This window comes from Pantoea sp. UBA7232, assembly GCF_002473195.1.
In the GTDB taxonomy this organism is placed as follows: Bacteria; Pseudomonadota; Gammaproteobacteria; order Enterobacterales; family Enterobacteriaceae; genus Pantoea; species Pantoea eucrina.
Genome location: NZ_DKTK01000008.1, coordinates 207,494 through 224,715, shown reverse-complemented (window position 1 = coordinate 224,715; position 17,222 = coordinate 207,494). Strand labels below are relative to the sequence as shown.

19 protein-coding genes and 1 riboswitch are annotated in these 17,222 nt (G+C 56.3%); of the genes, 5 read left to right on the top strand and 14 right to left on the bottom strand.

Translation table 11 applies throughout. The annotated features are described in order from the left end of the window. The first annotated feature begins 62 nt into the window (after nucleotides 1-62). The gene (locus B4056_RS09050; RefSeq protein WP_094110757.1) at nucleotides 63-833 is read left to right on the top strand and encodes a 2OG-Fe(II) oxygenase family protein; all 771 of its coding nucleotides are present in this window, start codon (nucleotides 63-65) and stop codon (nucleotides 831-833) included. On the opposite strand, the gene B4056_RS09045 is transcribed toward B4056_RS09050, so the two are convergent. The 3 genes from B4056_RS09045 to B4056_RS09035 all read right to left on the bottom strand — a co-directional run bounded on the left by B4056_RS09045 (nucleotide 795) and on the right by B4056_RS09035 (nucleotide 3,925). Next, nucleotides 795-1,898 carry a DUF2817 domain-containing protein gene (locus B4056_RS09045; RefSeq protein ID WP_094110758.1) on the bottom strand — a complete coding sequence of 368 codons (1,104 nt, stop codon included), beginning with the start codon at nucleotides 1,896-1,898 and terminating at the stop codon, nucleotides 795-797. The two genes, B4056_RS09050 and B4056_RS09045, sit on opposite strands and share 39 nt — an antisense overlap. 39 nt (nucleotides 1,899-1,937) lie before the next feature. Continuing rightward, nucleotides 1,938-2,705 (bottom strand): transporter substrate-binding domain-containing protein, encoded by a 768-nt coding sequence (locus B4056_RS09040; protein WP_094110759.1) that lies wholly within the window; start codon nucleotides 2,703-2,705, stop codon nucleotides 1,938-1,940. A gap of 218 nt (nucleotides 2,706-2,923) precedes the next feature. Then, nucleotides 2,924-3,925: a zinc-binding alcohol dehydrogenase family protein gene (locus tag B4056_RS09035; RefSeq protein WP_071668389.1), complete on the bottom strand. Its 1,002-nt coding sequence runs from the start codon at nucleotides 3,923-3,925 to the stop codon at nucleotides 2,924-2,926. 137 nt (nucleotides 3,926-4,062) lie between these two features. On the opposite strand from B4056_RS09035, the gene B4056_RS09030 reads away from it, so the two are divergent. After that, entirely contained in the window at nucleotides 4,063-4,977 is a 915-nt protein-coding gene (locus B4056_RS09030; protein ID WP_040113614.1) for a LysR family transcriptional regulator, read from the top strand. A 403-nt stretch (nucleotides 4,978-5,380) separates the two neighbouring features. Here B4056_RS09030 and B4056_RS09025 read toward each other — a convergent pair whose 3' ends face one another. From B4056_RS09025 to B4056_RS08995, 7 genes are all read right to left on the bottom strand, one after another. Then, nucleotides 5,381-5,839: a hypothetical protein gene (locus B4056_RS09025; protein ID WP_040113616.1), complete on the bottom strand. Its 459-nt coding sequence runs from the start codon at nucleotides 5,837-5,839 to the stop codon at nucleotides 5,381-5,383. A gap of 105 nt (nucleotides 5,840-5,944) precedes the next feature. Next, the gene (locus B4056_RS09020) at nucleotides 5,945-6,913 is read right to left on the bottom strand and encodes a HesA/MoeB/ThiF family protein (protein ID WP_094110760.1); all 969 of its coding nucleotides are present in this window, start codon (nucleotides 6,911-6,913) and stop codon (nucleotides 5,945-5,947) included. Between the two features lie 10 nt (nucleotides 6,914-6,923). Continuing rightward, entirely contained in the window at nucleotides 6,924-7,682 is a 759-nt protein-coding gene (locus B4056_RS09015) for a thiazole synthase (RefSeq protein ID WP_094110761.1), read from the bottom strand. Between the two features lie 3 nt (nucleotides 7,683-7,685). Further along, nucleotides 7,686-7,883 carry a sulfur carrier protein ThiS gene (thiS, locus tag B4056_RS09010; RefSeq protein ID WP_040113622.1) on the bottom strand — a complete coding sequence of 66 codons (198 nt, stop codon included), beginning with the start codon at nucleotides 7,881-7,883 and terminating at the stop codon, nucleotides 7,686-7,688. Beyond that, nucleotides 7,867-8,811, bottom strand: coding sequence for an FAD-dependent oxidoreductase (locus B4056_RS09005; RefSeq protein ID WP_113655315.1), 945 nt, complete (start codon nucleotides 8,809-8,811; stop codon nucleotides 7,867-7,869). Before B4056_RS09005 ends, thiS begins: the two co-directional genes overlap by 17 nt. A 122-nt stretch (nucleotides 8,812-8,933) precedes the next feature. Continuing rightward, nucleotides 8,934-9,054: riboswitch (TPP riboswitch) on the bottom strand. A 428-nt stretch (nucleotides 9,055-9,482) separates the two neighbouring features. Then, a complete protein-coding gene (locus tag B4056_RS09000; protein WP_052246551.1) occupies nucleotides 9,483-9,914 on the bottom strand; it encodes a type II toxin-antitoxin system VapC family toxin in 432 nt (143 codons plus the stop codon). After that, nucleotides 9,907-10,152 (bottom strand): type II toxin-antitoxin system Phd/YefM family antitoxin, encoded by a 246-nt coding sequence (locus tag B4056_RS08995; protein ID WP_040113898.1) that lies wholly within the window; start codon nucleotides 10,150-10,152, stop codon nucleotides 9,907-9,909. The genes B4056_RS09000 and B4056_RS08995 overlap by 8 nt, the downstream gene beginning before the upstream one ends. Nucleotides 10,153-10,700: 548 nt before the next feature. Between B4056_RS08995 and B4056_RS08990 the strand changes: the two genes are divergently transcribed. Next, entirely contained in the window at nucleotides 10,701-11,138 is a 438-nt protein-coding gene (locus B4056_RS08990) for a 6,7-dimethyl-8-ribityllumazine synthase (RefSeq protein WP_040113628.1), read from the top strand. A 116-nt stretch (nucleotides 11,139-11,254) separates the two neighbouring features. Here the strand turns inward: B4056_RS08990 and B4056_RS08985 are convergent, their stop codons facing one another. Further along, the gene (locus B4056_RS08985; protein ID WP_040113630.1) at nucleotides 11,255-11,467 is read right to left on the bottom strand and encodes a glycine zipper 2TM domain-containing protein; all 213 of its coding nucleotides are present in this window, start codon (nucleotides 11,465-11,467) and stop codon (nucleotides 11,255-11,257) included. Between the two features lie 266 nt (nucleotides 11,468-11,733). Next, on the bottom strand, nucleotides 11,734-12,459 hold the full coding sequence (locus B4056_RS08980) for a pirin family protein (RefSeq protein WP_113655313.1): 726 nt from the start codon (nucleotides 12,457-12,459) through the stop codon (nucleotides 11,734-11,736). A 120-nt stretch (nucleotides 12,460-12,579) separates the two neighbouring features. Between B4056_RS08980 and B4056_RS08975 the strand changes: the two genes are divergently transcribed. Further along, nucleotides 12,580-13,461, top strand: a complete 882-nt coding sequence (locus B4056_RS08975; RefSeq protein WP_071668393.1) for a LysR family transcriptional regulator — start codon at nucleotides 12,580-12,582, stop codon at nucleotides 13,459-13,461. Here the strand turns inward: B4056_RS08975 and B4056_RS08970 are convergent. Next, nucleotides 13,455-14,390 (bottom strand): ROK family protein, encoded by a 936-nt coding sequence (locus B4056_RS08970; RefSeq protein WP_040113640.1) that lies wholly within the window; start codon nucleotides 14,388-14,390, stop codon nucleotides 13,455-13,457. The genes B4056_RS08975 and B4056_RS08970 overlap by 7 nt on opposite strands. Before the next feature lie 162 nt (nucleotides 14,391-14,552). After that, entirely contained in the window at nucleotides 14,553-15,722 is a 1,170-nt protein-coding gene (locus B4056_RS08965) for an ROK family transcriptional regulator (protein ID WP_040113642.1), read from the bottom strand. Between the two features lie 255 nt (nucleotides 15,723-15,977). On the opposite strand from B4056_RS08965, the gene B4056_RS08960 reads away from it, so the two are divergent. Further along, nucleotides 15,978-17,213 carry an extracellular solute-binding protein gene (locus B4056_RS08960; RefSeq protein WP_288654459.1) on the top strand — a complete coding sequence of 412 codons (1,236 nt, stop codon included), beginning with the start codon at nucleotides 15,978-15,980 and terminating at the stop codon, nucleotides 17,211-17,213. Nucleotides 17,214-17,222: the final 9 nt, after the last annotated feature.

Here is a 17,222-nt window from a genome sequence, read left to right as displayed (position 1 = left end):
TTACGCATTCCCGCCGCAGCAACGTAGAGTTTCAGTACACTGTTGCTATCGGGAACCGCACTATGTCTGGATTAATACGTTGTGACCTGCATCCGCTGGCGGACGCTGACTGGCGCGCGCAGTGTCGCGCGCAGCTGGAACAACACGGCGCCCTGGTGCTGCGGCAATTTCTGCAGCCAGCAGCGCTGCAGGCTATCATTACAGAAGGGAACGCGCAGCGCCATCTTGCCTGGCATACGCGCAGCAATCATAACGTCTATCTGCTGAAAACAGACGAGACATTGAGCGCAGACCACCCCCGTAACCGCGATGTCATCAGCACCAAAGGCTGTATTACCGATGAGGCGATCGCTCACGACTCACCGCTGCGTCATCTGTACAACGACACGCTGTTTAAGCAGTTTCTCTGCGACGTGCTGAACGAGAGCGCCCTCTATCCTTATGCCGATCCGCTCTCGTCAATCAACCTGCACTATGCCGCACAGGGTCAGGAGCTGGGCTGGCATTTCGACAACTCCTCCTTTGCCATTACCCTGCTGCTGCAGAAGCCGCAGGCAGGCGGCGTGTTCCAGTACGTACGCGATCTGCGCGATGCTGACGCGGGCGAGATGAACTACGACGGCGTCGCCGCAGTGCTCAATGAAGCCCGCACGCCGGATGCGCTGGCGATTGAGGCGGGCGATCTGGTGCTGTTTCGCGGACGCAATTCGCTTCATCGCGTAACGCCGACCGAAGGTGATATCACCCGCATGCTGGCGGTGCTCGCTTACAATACGCAGCCAGGAATTGCGCTGTCAGAGACCGCCCGCATGACGTTTTACGGCCGGCTGTGACAGCAGCGCCTGCCAGCCGCGCCGGAAAATTTGCTGCGTGCGGAATGCCGTCAGCTCGCGCCAGTCGCGGTCCTGTGGCCAGAACCCCTCAACCAGCTGCTGTTTGAGGGCCTGCCCGGCCGCACTCTGCACATCGCCCTCTAAGTGCAGCCAGTGATCGTCCCGCACCCGCCGGTGCATCTCCTCACCCGCGTAAGTGCCACACTCCACCACCAGCGGCAGGATGGCACCGTGCGGCAGCTGATCCAGCAGAAACTGCGAAACGTAACCGGTGGCCGTTGCCGTGATGCCGGTGGCGCTCTCCTGCCCGCTGCCGGTATCGATCAGCGTCAGCCATTCACCATACAGCTCGCGTCCCCGGGCGTGCACAGGAACTTGCTTCTGCGCAATGCCCAGCAGCATCGGGTGTCCCCATGCGCCTGCGCCGGTATGCAGATCGAAACTCAGGATCTGTTCTGCCCGCAGCAGATGCCCGGTTACGATCTTCTGCAGCGTCTGCTGCGACCAGGTGGCGTGCTTTCCGCCATAAAACAGACCATCAGCGTGCTGATACTGTCCGGCCTCCACCACCCGCTTGATCGCCGGCCAGCCGTCGCGCTGCAGCGCGGCAGCCAGCAGCCGATCCGCCTCTGCCCGCTCGCCGTGATAAAACGCGTGATAGCGTGCATAGTCAGCGTTATCCGGCAGCGGCGCGCTGAACGGAATAAAATTGCGGTTCAGATCGATATTCTCTTCATTGACGCGCCGCAGATGCGCCGCTCCCCACGGGTTCAGCAGATGAATCAGCATCACGGCACACTCTGCCGGTAAGCGGGCCGCATCGAGACTGTTCAGCCACTCTATCTGATTATCCGACCCGTAATATCCCTCCACGCCGTGCGTGCCGGAGATAATCAGCATGACGCGCGAGGCGTGCGGGTTGCCAATCACGGCAAGATCGGTAAACAGCGCTTCACCGGCCGGACCGCATAACGGATGCTGCCAGGTGTGCAGCACCCCTTTTTTATGCTCAACGGCAGCCAGGAAGCGGGCCCGTTGCGTGCGGTAATCGGTCAGGTTATGCATAATTCTCCTGCTGGCAGATAACGGATCCACACATCCCGATCAGGGGTAGACTTTATATTTGAAATACTTCTGCGCCAGACGATCGTAGGTACCGTTGCGGTGCAGTTCTGCCAGAGCCGCATTAATCAGTTTAAGATTTGCGACATCATCTTTGCGCAGCCCGATTCCCACGCCGTTACCTAATACGGCTTTATCGGTCAGGGTCACTTTATTCACATATTTCTTTCCTTCTGCGGTATTCAGGAAGCCCTGATCGGCAGACACCGCATTCGCCAGCGTGCCATCAAGGCGTCCGGCAACGAGATCGGGATAAATCTCCATCTGGTTGGGATAGGAGACCACGCTGACGCCTTTGGGTGCCCAGTAAGTCTGCGCGTAGGTTTCCTGAATAGTCCCCTGCGCTACGCCGATGTTTTTACCGCGCAGCGTGGCGATATCATCAGTCAGGGCGCTGTCAGCCGGGGTGATGAGCGCGCTGGGGGTGACATAAAGCATATCGCTGAATGCAACCTGCTCGCGTCGTTTCTCCGTCATCGACATGGCTGACAAAATCGCGTCAAACTTCTTTGCCTGCAGCGCCGGAATAGAGCCATCAAAGCCAATCTGAACCCATTTGCAGCTCACTTTGGCCTGGGCACAAATGGCGTTGCCGAGATCGATGTCAAACCCCTGCAGCGAGCCATCGCTGGCTTTGGATTCAAAAGGGGGAAAGGTGGGATCGACGCCAAAACGCAGCGTCTGTTGCGCCGCGGCTGACTGAATAACGCAGTACGAGAGCAGCAGAGCCAGTGAAATTCGCTTATACATAATTCTCTCCGGAAGGCTGAAAGCACAGAGAGCAGTCATATCATGACCCGCAGCATTCAGCCAGAGCGGCAGCCACGATTTGCAGAGCAAATTCTTATAATAGTTAGGGGGTTAGCGAAAATTACGACGGCCATCAGATTAGCTTAAGGCAGCGGGTGACGTTTTCCTGACTGAAACCCGGCACGAAGCGGCCGCTCCGTGCCGGGTGAATCACGTTATCAGAAACCGCTAAGCACCAGCTTGCCGCGCGCGCGTCCGCTCTCAATCAACGCATGCGCTTTGCGCAGGTTAGCCGCATTGATGCTGCCGAGATGCTCCCCGGCGGTGGTCTGCAGGGTGCCATCATCAATCAGCTGGCTGATACGCTGCAGAATCTCATGCTGGCGCTGCATATCCGGCGTTTCAAACAGCGAGCGCGTAAACATCAGCTCCCAGTGTAATGAGATCGCTTTACGCTTAAGCGGCATGGCATCCAGCGTCTCAGGATCGTCAATCAGCGCCAGCTTGCCCTGCGGCGCCAGCACCTCAATCAGCTGCGTATAGTAGCTGTCGGTATGGGTCAGCGACGCAACATACTTCACCGTGTCGATGCCGAGCGCACGCAACTGCTCCGCCAGCGGCTGGTGATGATTGATAACGTGATGCGCGCCCTGCTGCTGCACCCACTCTTCAGTCTCAGGACGGGATGCCGTACCGATAATTGTCAGCCCGGTGAGTTTGCGTGCCAGCTGGGTGAGAATAGAACCGACTCCCCCGCCCGCGCCCACAATCAGCAGCGCTGCGTTCTCATCCGCCTGCACCTCAAGACGGTCAAACAGCAGCTCCCACGCGGTGAGTGACGTCAGCGGCAGCGCAGCCGCATCGGCGTCGCTCAGGGAGCGCGGTTTGTGGCCGGCGATGCGCTCATCCACCAGACCATACTCTGCATAGCTGCCGGCCCGGCTGATATCGCCGGCATAAAACACCTCATCGCCCGGGCGGAACAGCGTAACCGCTTCACCCACCGCCTCTACCACACCGACGGCATCCCAGCCCAGAATGCGCGGCTGCTCAGTGGCGGCACCTTTACGTACTTTGGTGTCGACCGGATTCACCGCAATGGCATTGATTTTGACCAGCAGATCGCGGGCGCCGGGCTGAGGTTTGGCAACGTCAGCGTCATACAGCGCATTTTCATCCGAAATGGGTAAGCCGTTCTGACTATAAACAATGGCTTTCATGCCTTATCTCCATGGTGATTGACAGATTTTCTGAATACCCATCAAGCATAGCGGGCAATGGCGCATGGAAAAATCGACGTTGCAGGGGAAGACTTTCACTCGTAGAGTGAAAATCCGGTTTGCCAGGTAAAAACGTCATGGTTCGTCTCGAAGATATTACGCTGTTTGTCCGCTCAGCTGCGCTGGGCAGCTTCTCCCGTGCCGCGCGCGAAGCAAACCTGCTGCCGGGTCAGGTCAGCGCGGCGATTCAGCGGCTGGAGCGCGATCTCGATCGTCGCCTGTTTGCGCGCTCAACGCGCAGTCTGCGGCTGACCGCCGAAGGTGAGCGCTATCTGCCTTTTGCACAGGAGATGCTGGCGCTGATGCAGGCAGGTGCAGAGAGTCTGCAGCGTCATGACGACGAACTGCGCGGTGAACTGAAAATTGCGATGCCATCCGATATCGGGCGGCATATCCTGCTGCCGTTACTGACCCGTTTCTGCCGTCAGCATACCGGATTGCAGCTGCGCCTTTCACTCTCCGATCAGGTCAGTAACGTCTTCCGCGATCCGGTAGATATCGCTATTCGCTACGGCAAATTAGAGGAGAGCAGCTACGTTGCGCTGCCGCTGGCTGAAAATAACCGGCGGGTACTGGTCGCATCACCCGATTATCTTATTGAACATGGCCGGCCTGCCGCGCTGACCGATCTCACCCGCCATCACTGTCTGCCGTTTATGATGGGAGGCCACGTATATGATAAATGGAGCTTTCCGCAGGCGGAGGGCGCGCAGCTTATCACGGTAAAAAGCCGCCTTATGTGTGATGACGCGGAAGTCGCACGCCGCTGGGCGCTGGCAGGAATGGGTATCGCCTATAAGTCCTGGCTGGATGTGGCTGAGGATGTACATCAGGGGAGGCTGGAGTTGATTCTGCCTGAGGTAAAAGGTGAGGCGACGCCACTGCATCTGATCTGTCCGCACCGCAGGCAATTCTCGCCAGCGATTCGCGCCCTGCACCATCACTTACGTGAGCATCTGCAAAACAGCGTGTCGCTGCCGGGCAAAGATTAATGAGTGAGCCAGCGGTTAACCGCTATTCTCACGCTTATCAGCGCCAGCATCACGAATAATCCCGTTCGGATTCCTCTCTATTCTCTTCTGCATTTACGCTATCAAACCAGAGCCGGTCAGCTTTTCCTGACGCGTAACCCTTGTCCGCCTCCGGTTTAAGATGGCCTGGCATGGTATTCTTATTCTGAATCAGTAATAGTAAGCCACAGCACATATTTGTCAGGCTAACTATTCAGGATAGATAATGTCTTATTCCAGACCCCGATCGCGCAACCTGCTCACACACCTCGTGCTGTTTATTGTGGTAATCAATGTCATTGATGTTATTCATGCGCTGCTGAGCTGATGTCAGACAGCCAGATGAATATCGCGGGAGGGAGCGGTGCTGCAGCACCGCACTTTCTCAGGAGTTATCGGGAGGCGTACTGCTTTCACTGAACTGCGGACGCTGGCGGGTCACTGAATAAACCACATGTTTCGGCTTAGCCGTATCCGTGGTGATATCAACGCCCGGAATGGTGACTTTGCCAAAACCAAACAGCGTCTGTACATAGCCGCCGATTTCATGCTTGCCTGCCGCCACGCGGATCTCTTTATTCTCACCTTTTTTCAGCATGCCCGCTTCCTGGCCGTCAACGGTAACATACACTGCCGATCCATCATCCGTGCGCGTAACCAGGTGTGAAACGTTGATTACCGTAGGTCCGCTGGCAAAGGGCGTGTCGGTGTTGCTGTTCTCAATCGGTGCGGCAGCACTCACCTCTGCCGGCGCGGTGCTGGCAGTCTCATCAGCGTGATGACGGGCGCAGCCGGTAAGCAGTAAGGCAGCGGTTAAAGAAGCCAGTGTAAAACGTGAAAGCATTGTGACGATCATCCCTTAGCAAAATGAGAAGCGTTTAGTTTAGCGTGGCTTTTCATGTGATAACAGTCACAGGATTCCAGTATTTTCCGAAAAACCTGCCGCCGGCTAACTGCTGCTGGCCGCCAGAATCGCCAGGTCCGTATAGCCCCGCTCCGCCAGCTCGCTGGCCGCCTGTGCGGCGCGTATACCGCTGGCGCAAACCAGCACGATGCGCCGCCCAGCGGGTGGCTGCCAGGCCGCCAGATCTGCCGGCAAAATACGCTCAGCCTGGCTTGCCACGCTGTGGGGCGCTTCATCCCGGCTGCGTAGCTCGACAATACAATCTGCCGGGGTAAGCAGCGAGCAGTCGATAAAGGGCACGCCCGGCACGACAGGCTCCTGCGCTTCATCAAAGCGAAACGCGCGAAAGTGCCAGTTCACAAAATCGCAGTTGACCAGTAATCCCAGCGGAGACGGCTGCAGATCAAGCAGCACCGTAAGCGCCATCTGCGCCTGTATCGCGCCAAGCGCGGCCACAGCCGGCCCCATCACCCCTGCCGTGTTGCAGCTGGCAGCCGTACGCGGCAGCCGGGGAAACAGCGCCCGGTAGCTGGGCGCACCTCCGCAAAATCCGCCCGCATAGCCCTGCCGGCCCAGCACTGAAGCGCTGATAAACGGTGTACCGGTCGCATAGCAGGCGTCTGAAAGCTGCCAGGTCACGGCAAAATTGTCGGCCGCGTCGATGACCAGCGAACAGTCAGCCATAGCCTGCGCGATGTTGCTGGCCGTCAGGGCCTGTGCGCAGGTTTCGATATTGACCTCAGGATTGCGCTGCGTCAGCGCCTGACGCGCGCTGAGCACTTTTGACTGCCCGATATCCTGCTGCGTAAAGAGCGTCTGGCGATGCAGATTATGCAGCGCCACTTCATCGGCATCATAAATACGTAGCGTCCCCACGCCGGCCCCCACCAGCTGCGGCAGAAGCGTCGCGCTCAGACCGCCCGCGCCGGCTACCAGCACGCGCGCCTGCGCCAGCTTACGCTGCCCTGACGCACCAATTTCCGGCAGTATCATCTGTCGCTGATAGCGTTCCATCCTGTTCTCCTCAGCTTAGTGTGGCCAGACCGAATACCGGCGTTGATGCCATCGCCATATCGCGCTTTTCCATCAGCCCTGCCTCACAGGCGCTGCGCCCCGCAGCAATGGCCTGGCTGAACGCCGCTGCCATGCGGATGGGATCGCCCGCTTTCGCGACGGCGGTATTAAGCAGAATGCCGTCAAAGCCCAGCTCCATCGCCTGCGCCGCCTGGGAAGGAGCACCGATCCCGGCATCGATAATCAGCGGCGTATCCGGGAACCACGCCCGCATGGCGCGCAATCCGTCAATATTACGCAGGCCCTGCCCTGAGCCAATCGGTGCGCCCCAGGGCATCAGTAGCTCGCAGCCGGCAGCCAGCAGTTTCTCGCCAACAATCAGATCTTCCGTGGTATAGGGAAATACGCTAAATCCTTCAGCACACAGGATGCGTGCGGCTTCCACCAGCGCAAACGGATCGGGCTGCAGCGTATCGGCATGCCCAATCACCTCAAGTTTGATCCAGGCCGTATTGAACAGCTCACGCGCCATATGCGCCGTGGTTACCGCCTCTTTCACCGTGTGGCAACCTGCGGTATTGGGCAGTACGCGAACGTTAAGGCTGGCCAGCAGGTCGCGAAACGCGGCACCCGCACTGCCCTCCCGCCGCAGGCTTACGGTAATAATTTCACTGCCCGCCGCCGCTATCGCCTGCTGCAGAATGGCCGGTGACGGATACCCTGCTGTACCCAGCAGAAAGCGCGATGCGCCCGTAAAGTCGTAAAACATGCGTTACCCTCCCTGCATCGGTGACAGGACTTCCAGCTGGCAGCCTGCCGCAAGCGGCTGACGGGAGTAAGCGCTTCTGGGCACGAAGTTGCCATTCAGCGCTGTCGCCACGCAGCTGGCGTCGATTTGCTGCTCCTGCAGCAGTTCGCTGACTGTCTGCGCCTGGGTTTCAACGATCTGTCCGTTAAGCTGGATTTGCATAAGGGGTCTCCTGAATCAGTTGTTGCATCAGCTGCTCTGCCAGCATCGGCGCCAGCAGAAAGCCGTGGCGATACATGCCGTTAAGATAATAAATACCGTTTTCATAACGAATTTCGGGCAGGTTATCCGGCCAGGCGGGCCGCAGGCCGCTGGCGCTCTCGATAATGCGCGCTTCAGCCAGCGCCGGATGTATCGCCCAGGCGGCGCTCAGCAACTCCATCATGGCGCGGGCGCTGATCGCGCTGTCATCATCGCTCTCGATCATGGTGGCACCCAGCATAAAGCAGCCGTTACGCCGCGGAACCAGATAGCATGGAAAACGCGGATGCAGCAGACGAAGTGGCCGCGAAAAGTGCAGATCCTGACTCTGTAAGATGATCATTTCACCGCGCACGGCCCGCAACGAGGGCAGCGCGTCGCGGGCATGAATGCCACGACAATCGATGATCTGTCCGGAAGGCGCGGAGTGATGGAACGTTGCACCGTGCGCCTCAAGCTTCTGGCGCAGCTCAGTGAGCGCCAGCCGGGGATCAAGATGTGCTTCGCCCGCAAACAGCAGCCCCCGTGCGAAGCGATCCTCCAGCGCCGGCTCTACCTCTGCCGGATTGACCCACTGATGCGCGTGAGTCAGGCGCGCAAAACGGTTCAGCTCCTGACTGTCGCGTGGCGGAGCCAGCACCAGCGTGCCCTGATGCTCAACGCAGCTTACGCGCTGCTGCCACCAGCGAGCGGCATGCTGACCCAGTGAAATAACGTCGGCGGGGGCGCTTTCTGCTTCACACCAGGGTGCCAGCATGCCACCGGCATACCAGGATGCGGGCAGACGCTGCGCGTCATCGATGACTTCAACAGATTCACCGCGCTCCACCAGCAGGGTTGCCACGCATAGCCCGCTGACGCCTGCGCCTAACACGCTCCAGCGGCTCATTGTCGGTTTTCCGGATAAAAAATAAGGGTCACATCGGCCTCTCAGTGTTGACTGAGACCCGCGGATACAGGAAGGGAGATAAGGAGGTGCAGCCGTTTGCTGCAACATCCCGGACGGCACCGGTCTGGCGCCCTCAGTCTTCCTACGCCAGTATCAACTGGGTCAGGTTCAAAGGGTCGCTGAACCGCGCGGTTGCGCTATCAGCCTCTCAGTCTCTGTGGCGAGACTCCCCCGACATCTTTAGTTTTATTCAAGCCGCATCACGCCGTCAAGGAGAGCCTTTTAAGGCTCTCTTCAGGCGCTTAAATCTTGCACTGCAAAAAACGACTGTTTACGGTTTCTCAACACTTTTAAACAATAACTTAGAAGCCGTTTTGAACGCGGTTTTCTGGCTTATCGGCGTCTGAGACCAGAAATCAGATCACATTAAATTAATATATTTTCTACGGAAAACAGCGAATGTAATGCCACGTTTACGTCTGGGATCATGAAAGACTCAAAGCCTTAATTCGTCGCGGCGAGGGCTTTGGCTGCTTCCTGTGGGTCGGTAATGCTGCGGTAATAAACTTTGCCGAAGGTGCGATCGGGCACGCCACCCAGCTCGATCCCGGTCATTGTTTCATGCATGAATTTAGCCCATAAAAAACCCGCTCGGGACGGGTGTGTTTTTATCAGAACGTTTTCATCGGAATGTAATCTGAACAATATCGAATAATTTTTTCATCATCCGTGATTAAGGTCAGCGCCTCCATGTTCGCCTGAGCAACGATCAGCCGGTCAAACGGATCGCCGTGCATATCACGAGGCAAACGTTTAAGACTTACGGTGTGATGTGATGAAATGGGAAGTTCGTTATAACCGTTTGCGAGCAAGCCGCGCAAAATCTCCTCTGGATCAACCGTAAAATGAGGTTTACCTAACGCGAATTTTATGGCGATTTCATGAATAGATGCGGCGGAAAAATATAGCTCGTTTAAGGGATCAACAATCAGATCGAAACAGGCTTGCGGAAGACGCTTAGAGTCTGCGCAAGCCCAGATAAGATAGTGAGTATCAAGAAGATAGCGATTAAAGATGTTCCGCGTTCTTACAGGACTAGTCATTGCCACCTTCAAACATCGACTGGATTTCATCTGACATGAAATCGTTGAAATTATCAGGAATGGCATACTTTTTATGATCTAAAAAGCCAACACGGTTTAACAGAGGCGCTGATTTATAAGGAACTATCATGGCTATCGGATCGCCGTGGTTAGCAATGATGAAACTTTCACCGCTACTCGCTGAACTCAAAATCTGAGAGTAACGAGCTTTCGATTCGGCTACATTCAGGACTTTCATATTAACCTCATTAATTGCGGTCATGAGGTCATATTATCACCTACCTGATAAAAGTGGTCAAGTGGCCATATTTTATATAAGCAACTGATATTAATACTCTTATTTGATAACCGATGTTTATTCTATGAAATGGATGAATATTCGGGATCGGAAAATTTGCATCGAACAAAGCTAAACAGGGATGAAAATCGTCATTGATATGGCCAACACGCTAATGGGTGCAAAACGTTCAGTCCTGGATGTTCTTGATCAGCTTTGAGCGCTCAGCAACGACTCAGATCGCGTGGTCCCGGCGTTGAGCTTAAATCAGATCATGGTTGCCTTTACCCGCGCACGCGAGAAGACCGGGCTCAAATGGAAAGTTTCAGCGCCAACTTTTCACAAGATTCGCTAGCGTGATTTCGGCCCGAAGATGACATGAAAAACCTGCATCGCAACGGAGTGGATCGCGCTCTCAGCCTATGTTATACACACTCATGTTAATGAAAATGATGAGATTTTACGGATAATTATCCGCCTACTCTACTTTGGCAAATGACGGAAGACTTATGGAACAGATTAGAATCGCCTTTATCAAGGCTGGCTGGCATAAAGATATTGTGAACAATGCGCTGGCAGGATTTGTCAGTGAATTCAATGAGCAGGGCGCAGACAGCGTGCTGAAAACCTATGATGTGCCCGGTGCTTTTGAGATGCCGCTGCTGGCAAAGCGCCTGGCCGAAACCGGTCGTTTTGATGCCATTGTCTGTGCCGCGCTGGTCGTGGATGGCGGGATTTACCGTCACGATTTTGTTGCGCAGGCAGTGGTTGACGGCCTGATGAGCGTGCAGCTCAGTACCAACGTACCGGTGTTTTCTGTTTCACTGACGCCACATAATTTTCAGCCGGTCAATGAACTGGAATCATTTTATACCGAGCATTTTATTAAGAAAGGAAAAGAAGCTGCACGAGCCGTGCTGGCTATCCATCAGCTTAATATTGATTAAGGCTGATAAAGCATTACGTTTGTTCCGCCTGTTTAATAATGGCGTGCAATGCAGAAATAAGCTTATTTACAGGACGCGCAATAATACCATTATGCGCGTCCTGTCATATTTACTGTTTAACGACTTGCTTCATGGCCAATCAATCCGCCAATAGCCGCCCCGCCCAGCGTACCGAAGGTACTGCCGCCGGTCAGCACAGCACCGCCCAGGGCGCCGACACCAGCACCAATTGCGGTATTTTTACCACGATGAGACATGCCGCTGCATGCGGTAACAGACAAAGCCAGCACCAGTACGGCGGCAATATTAAAGCTGCGTTTTAAAGTCATCAAAATCCTCATTACCATTTAATAATGGAATGCAATCAGGTTAATGTTGTTAGTTATTTGATCGCCCTTTGCCAGCAGGCGGCATGGGTCTCAGGATGCGAATTTAAAGTGCTGCAGAAATTTAAGAAAGGTAAAAATTCTTATTTTAGTCTGGCCCTGTCCGGGTTCCGAATTAAGCGCTGATAAAACAGCCAATGGTGAAGAAATAATGGAGAATAGTTATGAATAAAGGGTAGCGCGCCGCAGCACGCTACCCTTTTTGGCTATTAACGCTGAGGATGATTCACTTCAAGCGGACGCAGATCAAACACCAGCACCTCGGCATCATTACCGTTCGCAAAAGTCAGCGCCGTTTCATTACGCACCCGCGCGCCGTCGCCCGTGCTGAAGCGCACGCCGTTAACCTCAATACTGCCGCGCGCAACATGAATATAGGCGTAGCGATCGGCTGCCAGCGTCAGCGTCTGCTGCTCATTATCGTTGAACAGGCCGGCATAGATGCGCATATCCTGTCGCACCTGCAGCGAACCGGACTCGCCCTGCGGCGAGACAATCAGGCGCAGTTTGCCGCGCTTATCCTGTTCCGCCACGGAAACCTGCTGATAGCCTGGCGCGGTATTGCGCTCTGCCGGCACAATCCAGATCTGCAGAAAATGCACGTTGTCGCTTTTCGAGTGATTAAACTCGCTGTGCGTCACGCCGCTGCCAGCGCTCATCAGCTGCACATCACCCGGCACGATAACAGAACCGGTACCCATTGAGTCTTTGTGCTCCAGAGCACCTTCCAGCACATAGGAGATGATCTCCATATTATTGTGCGGATGGGCACCAAAGCCGCGACCGGGTGCAACCTGGTCGTCGTTAATCACCAGCAGATCAGAGAAGCCCACCTGCTGTGGATCGCGGTAGCCTGCAAAGGAAAAGGTGTGGCGTGAATACAGCCAGCCGTGATCGCCAGTGCCGCGCTGATTTGAAAGGCGTTGTTCAATCATGATCTGCTCCTGAATAAGTAAGGGAAACGATTTTGCTTCCTGATGTGATTCAGTATACGTAAACTGATTTGCTCAACAATGTGCTGTCATGACAATCACTGTCACGAATTAGTGGACACTATGCAGATAGACGATCTTCGTATTTACGTTGCTGTTATCCATGCGGGCAACTTCAGTGCAGCCGCTGAACAGCTGATGCTTTCAAAGCAGTATGTCAGCCGCCGCATGGCGGCGCTGGAAGCGGCGCTGGGCACCCGCCTGCTCAACCGGAATACCCGCAAGCTTTCGGTGACAGAAAATGGTCTGCTGTTTGCGCATCACGCACAGCGCATACTGGATGATGTACAGGAAGCGGAACTGGCAGTATCCGGTCGTCATCAGGCTCTGCAGGGTAACTTCCGTCTGAGCGTGCCGATGTCGTTTGGCATTACGCATCTCTCCCCCTACATTGCTGAATTCCTCACGCTGCATCCCGGCCTGCAGTTTCAGGTTGAGCTGGCCGATCGCCATGTCGATATGGTGGGAGAAGGATTTGATATGGCTATTCGCATCGGCACCCTGCCCGACTCCAGCCTGATCGCACGCAGGCTGGGCGAATTCCGGCGGCTGATCTGCGGCAGCCCTGCCTATCTTCAGGGCGCCGGAGCGCCGGAGACGCCTGCGGAACTGTCGCTGCACCGCTGCCTGCGCTACGGCCGGGAAAGTCAGCAGGGCTGGGAGCTGTTCAGGGACGGGCAGCGCAGCGTCGTGGCAGTTCAGGGGCCGATGGTCAGTAATAATGGTGAAATGCTGCGCGATGCGGCGATTGCCGGGCTGGGGCTGATCCTGCTGCCGGAATTTATCGTGGCGCCGGCGCTGGCCAGCGGTGAATTAATACGCGTGCTGGATGCGTGGCAGCCCGCCTCGCTGCACCTTAATGCGCTCTACCCGCAGCATCGCCAGCGCAGCGAGATCCACCGGCAGTTTATTGCGTTTTTACAGCAAAAACTGGCGGCTCAGTGAGCCAGCGCCAGCAGCGCTGCACCCAGCATGCCACCCTGATGAGCATGGCGGCCGGGGATCACCAGCGGCTGCGGCGTACGGCGCAGCACCCGCTGCTGCACCGCCTCGTTAAGGGCAGCTATCAGCGGAACAACGGAGGCCAGCCCGCCGCCGACGGCGACGCAGCTCGCTCCGGTGATGTTAACGGTGTAGGCCAGCGGCTCACTCACCAGCTGGAGCCACGCCTCCAGCGTCTGCTGCGCCTGGTTTTCGTCTGCCTGCCAGCGTGAAACGATCGCTTTGCTGCTGAGCGTTTCATCATGCAGCACGCGGTGCAGGGTTTCCAGACCGCGCGCTCCGCCATAAGTATCAAGACAGCCGCTCTGACCGCACGGGCACGGCTGACGCGGTATGGCAACCGTTTTGCCTGCGATATCAACTTCGCGTAGCGTGATCGGGCCATGTCCCCACTCACCGGTTAAGCCATTCTGACCGGTGATCAGCCGGCCATCTGCAACCAGTCCGCCGCCCACGCCTGAACCGAGGATAGCGCCCAGCACCACTTTATGCCCCTGTCCGGCCCCGGCCAGCGCCTCCGCAACGGCAAAACAGTCGGCATCGTTATGGACCGTGACCGGACGCTGCAGGTATGCGCCAAGCTCCTGCGCCATATGACGTCCGTGAAAGGCAGGTATGTTACTGGCAAACATCTCGCCACTCAGTGGCGCGACAATTCCGGCGGTGGAAACCGCGACCGGGGAGTGCGCGCTGAAATGTGCCTGATGTCTGGCGATCGTATCGCTGACGGTAGCGCAAAACGCTTCCCAGGAGCGGGCGGGCATCGGCTGCTGATCGAGCAGCTGGATCTGCTCAGCCTGCGTCATCACGCCAAGTTTAATAAATGAACCGCCAAGATCGAGGCAGATTACCGGTAAGGCAGGAATAGTCATTGCAGAGTCCGCTGGGTCAGCAAAAAGTTGCTGGCAATGTAAATAAAATAACGCCGGCAGGAAACGGGCCGCACAGGTTTTTTCGCATCGGCGCAATAAACGGCTAAAAGGTATGCAGACGCCGCGCAGGATTACCGGCGCCAGCCTGGCGCATCATCATGCTCATTTCATTAATACCTGAAACTGCGGATTAAACTCATCAAACAGCGGCAGCGCTGCCGCACCCAGCGCGGCGGTATCACTGCCGCTCATTCCGGTCCGTATGCGCGTGGCGGTCAGGTAGCGCCCGCGCACAGACTGGTAAAGCGGCGGCAGGCGCGCAACGATTTTCTCCAGCAGGGCAGCAGGGATCATACCGCCAATAATCACGCTCTCCGCGTCAAAGATGCACTCCAGCATATTGATGGCCTGGCGCAGCGGCGTCAGCGCAGTGGCGATCCACGCGTCAAACAGCTCTGCCGGCACCGCCAGCAAATCGTCCGGCAGCGCGGTCATGGGATCAAGCCCGCAGAATTCATAGGCTGCCTGCAGCGAGACATAGCGTTCCAGGCACCCCTGATTGCCGCAGTAGCAGTCGCGCCCGCCGGGATCCACCACCATATGGCCAACTTCACCGGCGTTATGTGCATCACCGCTGCAGACGTGACCATCAACAATGATACCTGCACCCAGCCCGGTACCGATGTAGAGATAGATAAACGAATTAAGATGGCGCGCCACGCCGTGAAAGCGTTCGCCAATTGCCGCTACCGTGGCATCATTTTCCAGCGTCACCGGCAGCTGACTGAGTGCCGCCAGCTCTCCTGCAATATCGACATCTTCCCAGCCGTGCAGCGTGGTCGGCCCCAGTGAAGAGAGTCCCTCAACGCCAAAGGGCCCTGGCATCACAACGCCGATACCCAGCACTTTGCGCCAGCGCGCACCCAGCTGCGACTTAATCTCATCCAGCACCGAGACGATGCGCGCCAGCGTGGCAGCAGGCTCCGGTTTTTGCACCATAATGAGACGGCGAAAATGAATTTCGCCGGTTAAATCTACCAGCACCATCAGCAGCGTCTGGTGATCAAGATGAATACCGATTGAAAACGCACTGGCCGGATTCAGCGTGACGGGAATAGCGGGCTGTCCGCGTCCCTGACGTCGCGGTCCATGGCTTATCAGCAGTTCCGCCTGTTCAAGTTCTGCGACAATATTAGATACCGTTTGCGCGGTCAGGGCCGTGAGCCGCGCCAGCTCAGCCCGTGTCAGTTCACCGTGCAGGCGAATGGCCTCAATGATCACGCGCCGGTTATGCGCCCGCGCGTGTTCAAGGTTAGTCCCTGATGTTCTCATCGTGCTATTTCCTTTTCGCGCCTGGCCGCTCTGCCACCGCAACAATATCTATGATCGCTGGCACATTTTACAACCTGTTTACCTGACAGCGGCGGGAAAACGTGCAAAGTAGAAGCAGGACCCGCAGCAGATCGTTTCTGGCACATCGCTTGCTTACCTTTCTGTGGCATGGCAACTGACGCACACTTTTGCGCACGTTATTAAATCAATCAAATTGATTTAATTAATCTCTCACAGCTTTCAGGCGGACATATCATGAAAAAATCGGTTCACGGTTGTTTGGCACTGTTTCTGCTCGCCAGCGCTGCCAGCGCGACGGCGGCCACCTCACTCAATGCGCTGTTTATGACTCAGGCAGCCTATAGCGAGAGCGATATTCGCGCCATGACGCAGGCTTTTGAAAAAGCGAATCCGGACGTTAAGGTCAACCTTGAATTTGTGCCGTATGAAGCGCTGCACGACAAGATTGTCGCGGCACGGGGTGCGGGCGGAAATGGCTACGACGTGGTGCTTTTTGATGCGATCTGGCCGGCGGAATTCACAAAATTTAACCTGTTGCAGGATGTCAGCGGCCGTATCAGTGCCGAAGATAAGGCGCAGATTTTCCCCGGTGCGCTTAAAACCGTGGTGTTCAACGGTAAAACGCTCGGTATGCCGTGGATTCTGGACACCAAATATCTGTACTACAACAAAGCGATGCTGGAGAAAGCGGGCATCCGCGACCTGCCGCAAACCTGGCAGCAGGTAATGGATGACGCGCGCATTATTAAAGAGAAAAAGATCGTGAATTATCCGCTGGTGTGGAGCTGGTCTCAGGCGGAAGCGCTGGTATGCGACTACACCACGCTGGTCTCCGGCTTTGGCGGGCAGTTCTACCAGAACGGCAAACTTAACTTCTCCAGCCCCGCTTCACTGCAGGCGGTAAAACTGATGAAAAGCTCGCTTGATGACGGACTGACTAACCCCGCCTCACGTGAGTATCTGGAAGAAGATGTGCGCAAAGCGTTCTCCAATGGCGACGCCGCGTTCGCGCTGAACTGGAACTATATGTACAACATGGCCAACGATGCAAAACAGAGCAAAGTTGCGGGTCAGGTTGGCATTATGCCTGCACCTGGCGATGCGCCAGGCAAAGCGGGCGCGGTCAACGGCTCAATGGGGCTCGGGATCGCCAGCGGCAGCACCCATGCCGATCAGGCGTGGCAGTATATCCGGTACATGACCTCTCAGCCGGTGCAGAACAACTATGCCCGTCTGAGCCTGCCTATCTGGAAAAGCTCTTATCAGGATGCGGCGGTGATGAAAGATCAGGAGAGCCTGATTAAGGCAGCGGACACGTCGCTGAGCGTAATGCTGTCACGTCCTGAAACCGCAGACTATTCGCGTCTCTCCAGCACGCTGCAGCAGCAGCTGCAGCAGGTTTTGACCGGCGGCGCGACCCCGGAAGCCGCCATGCAGGCGGTCGATAAAAGTGCCGCGCGGCTGCGCTAAGGAGCGGGC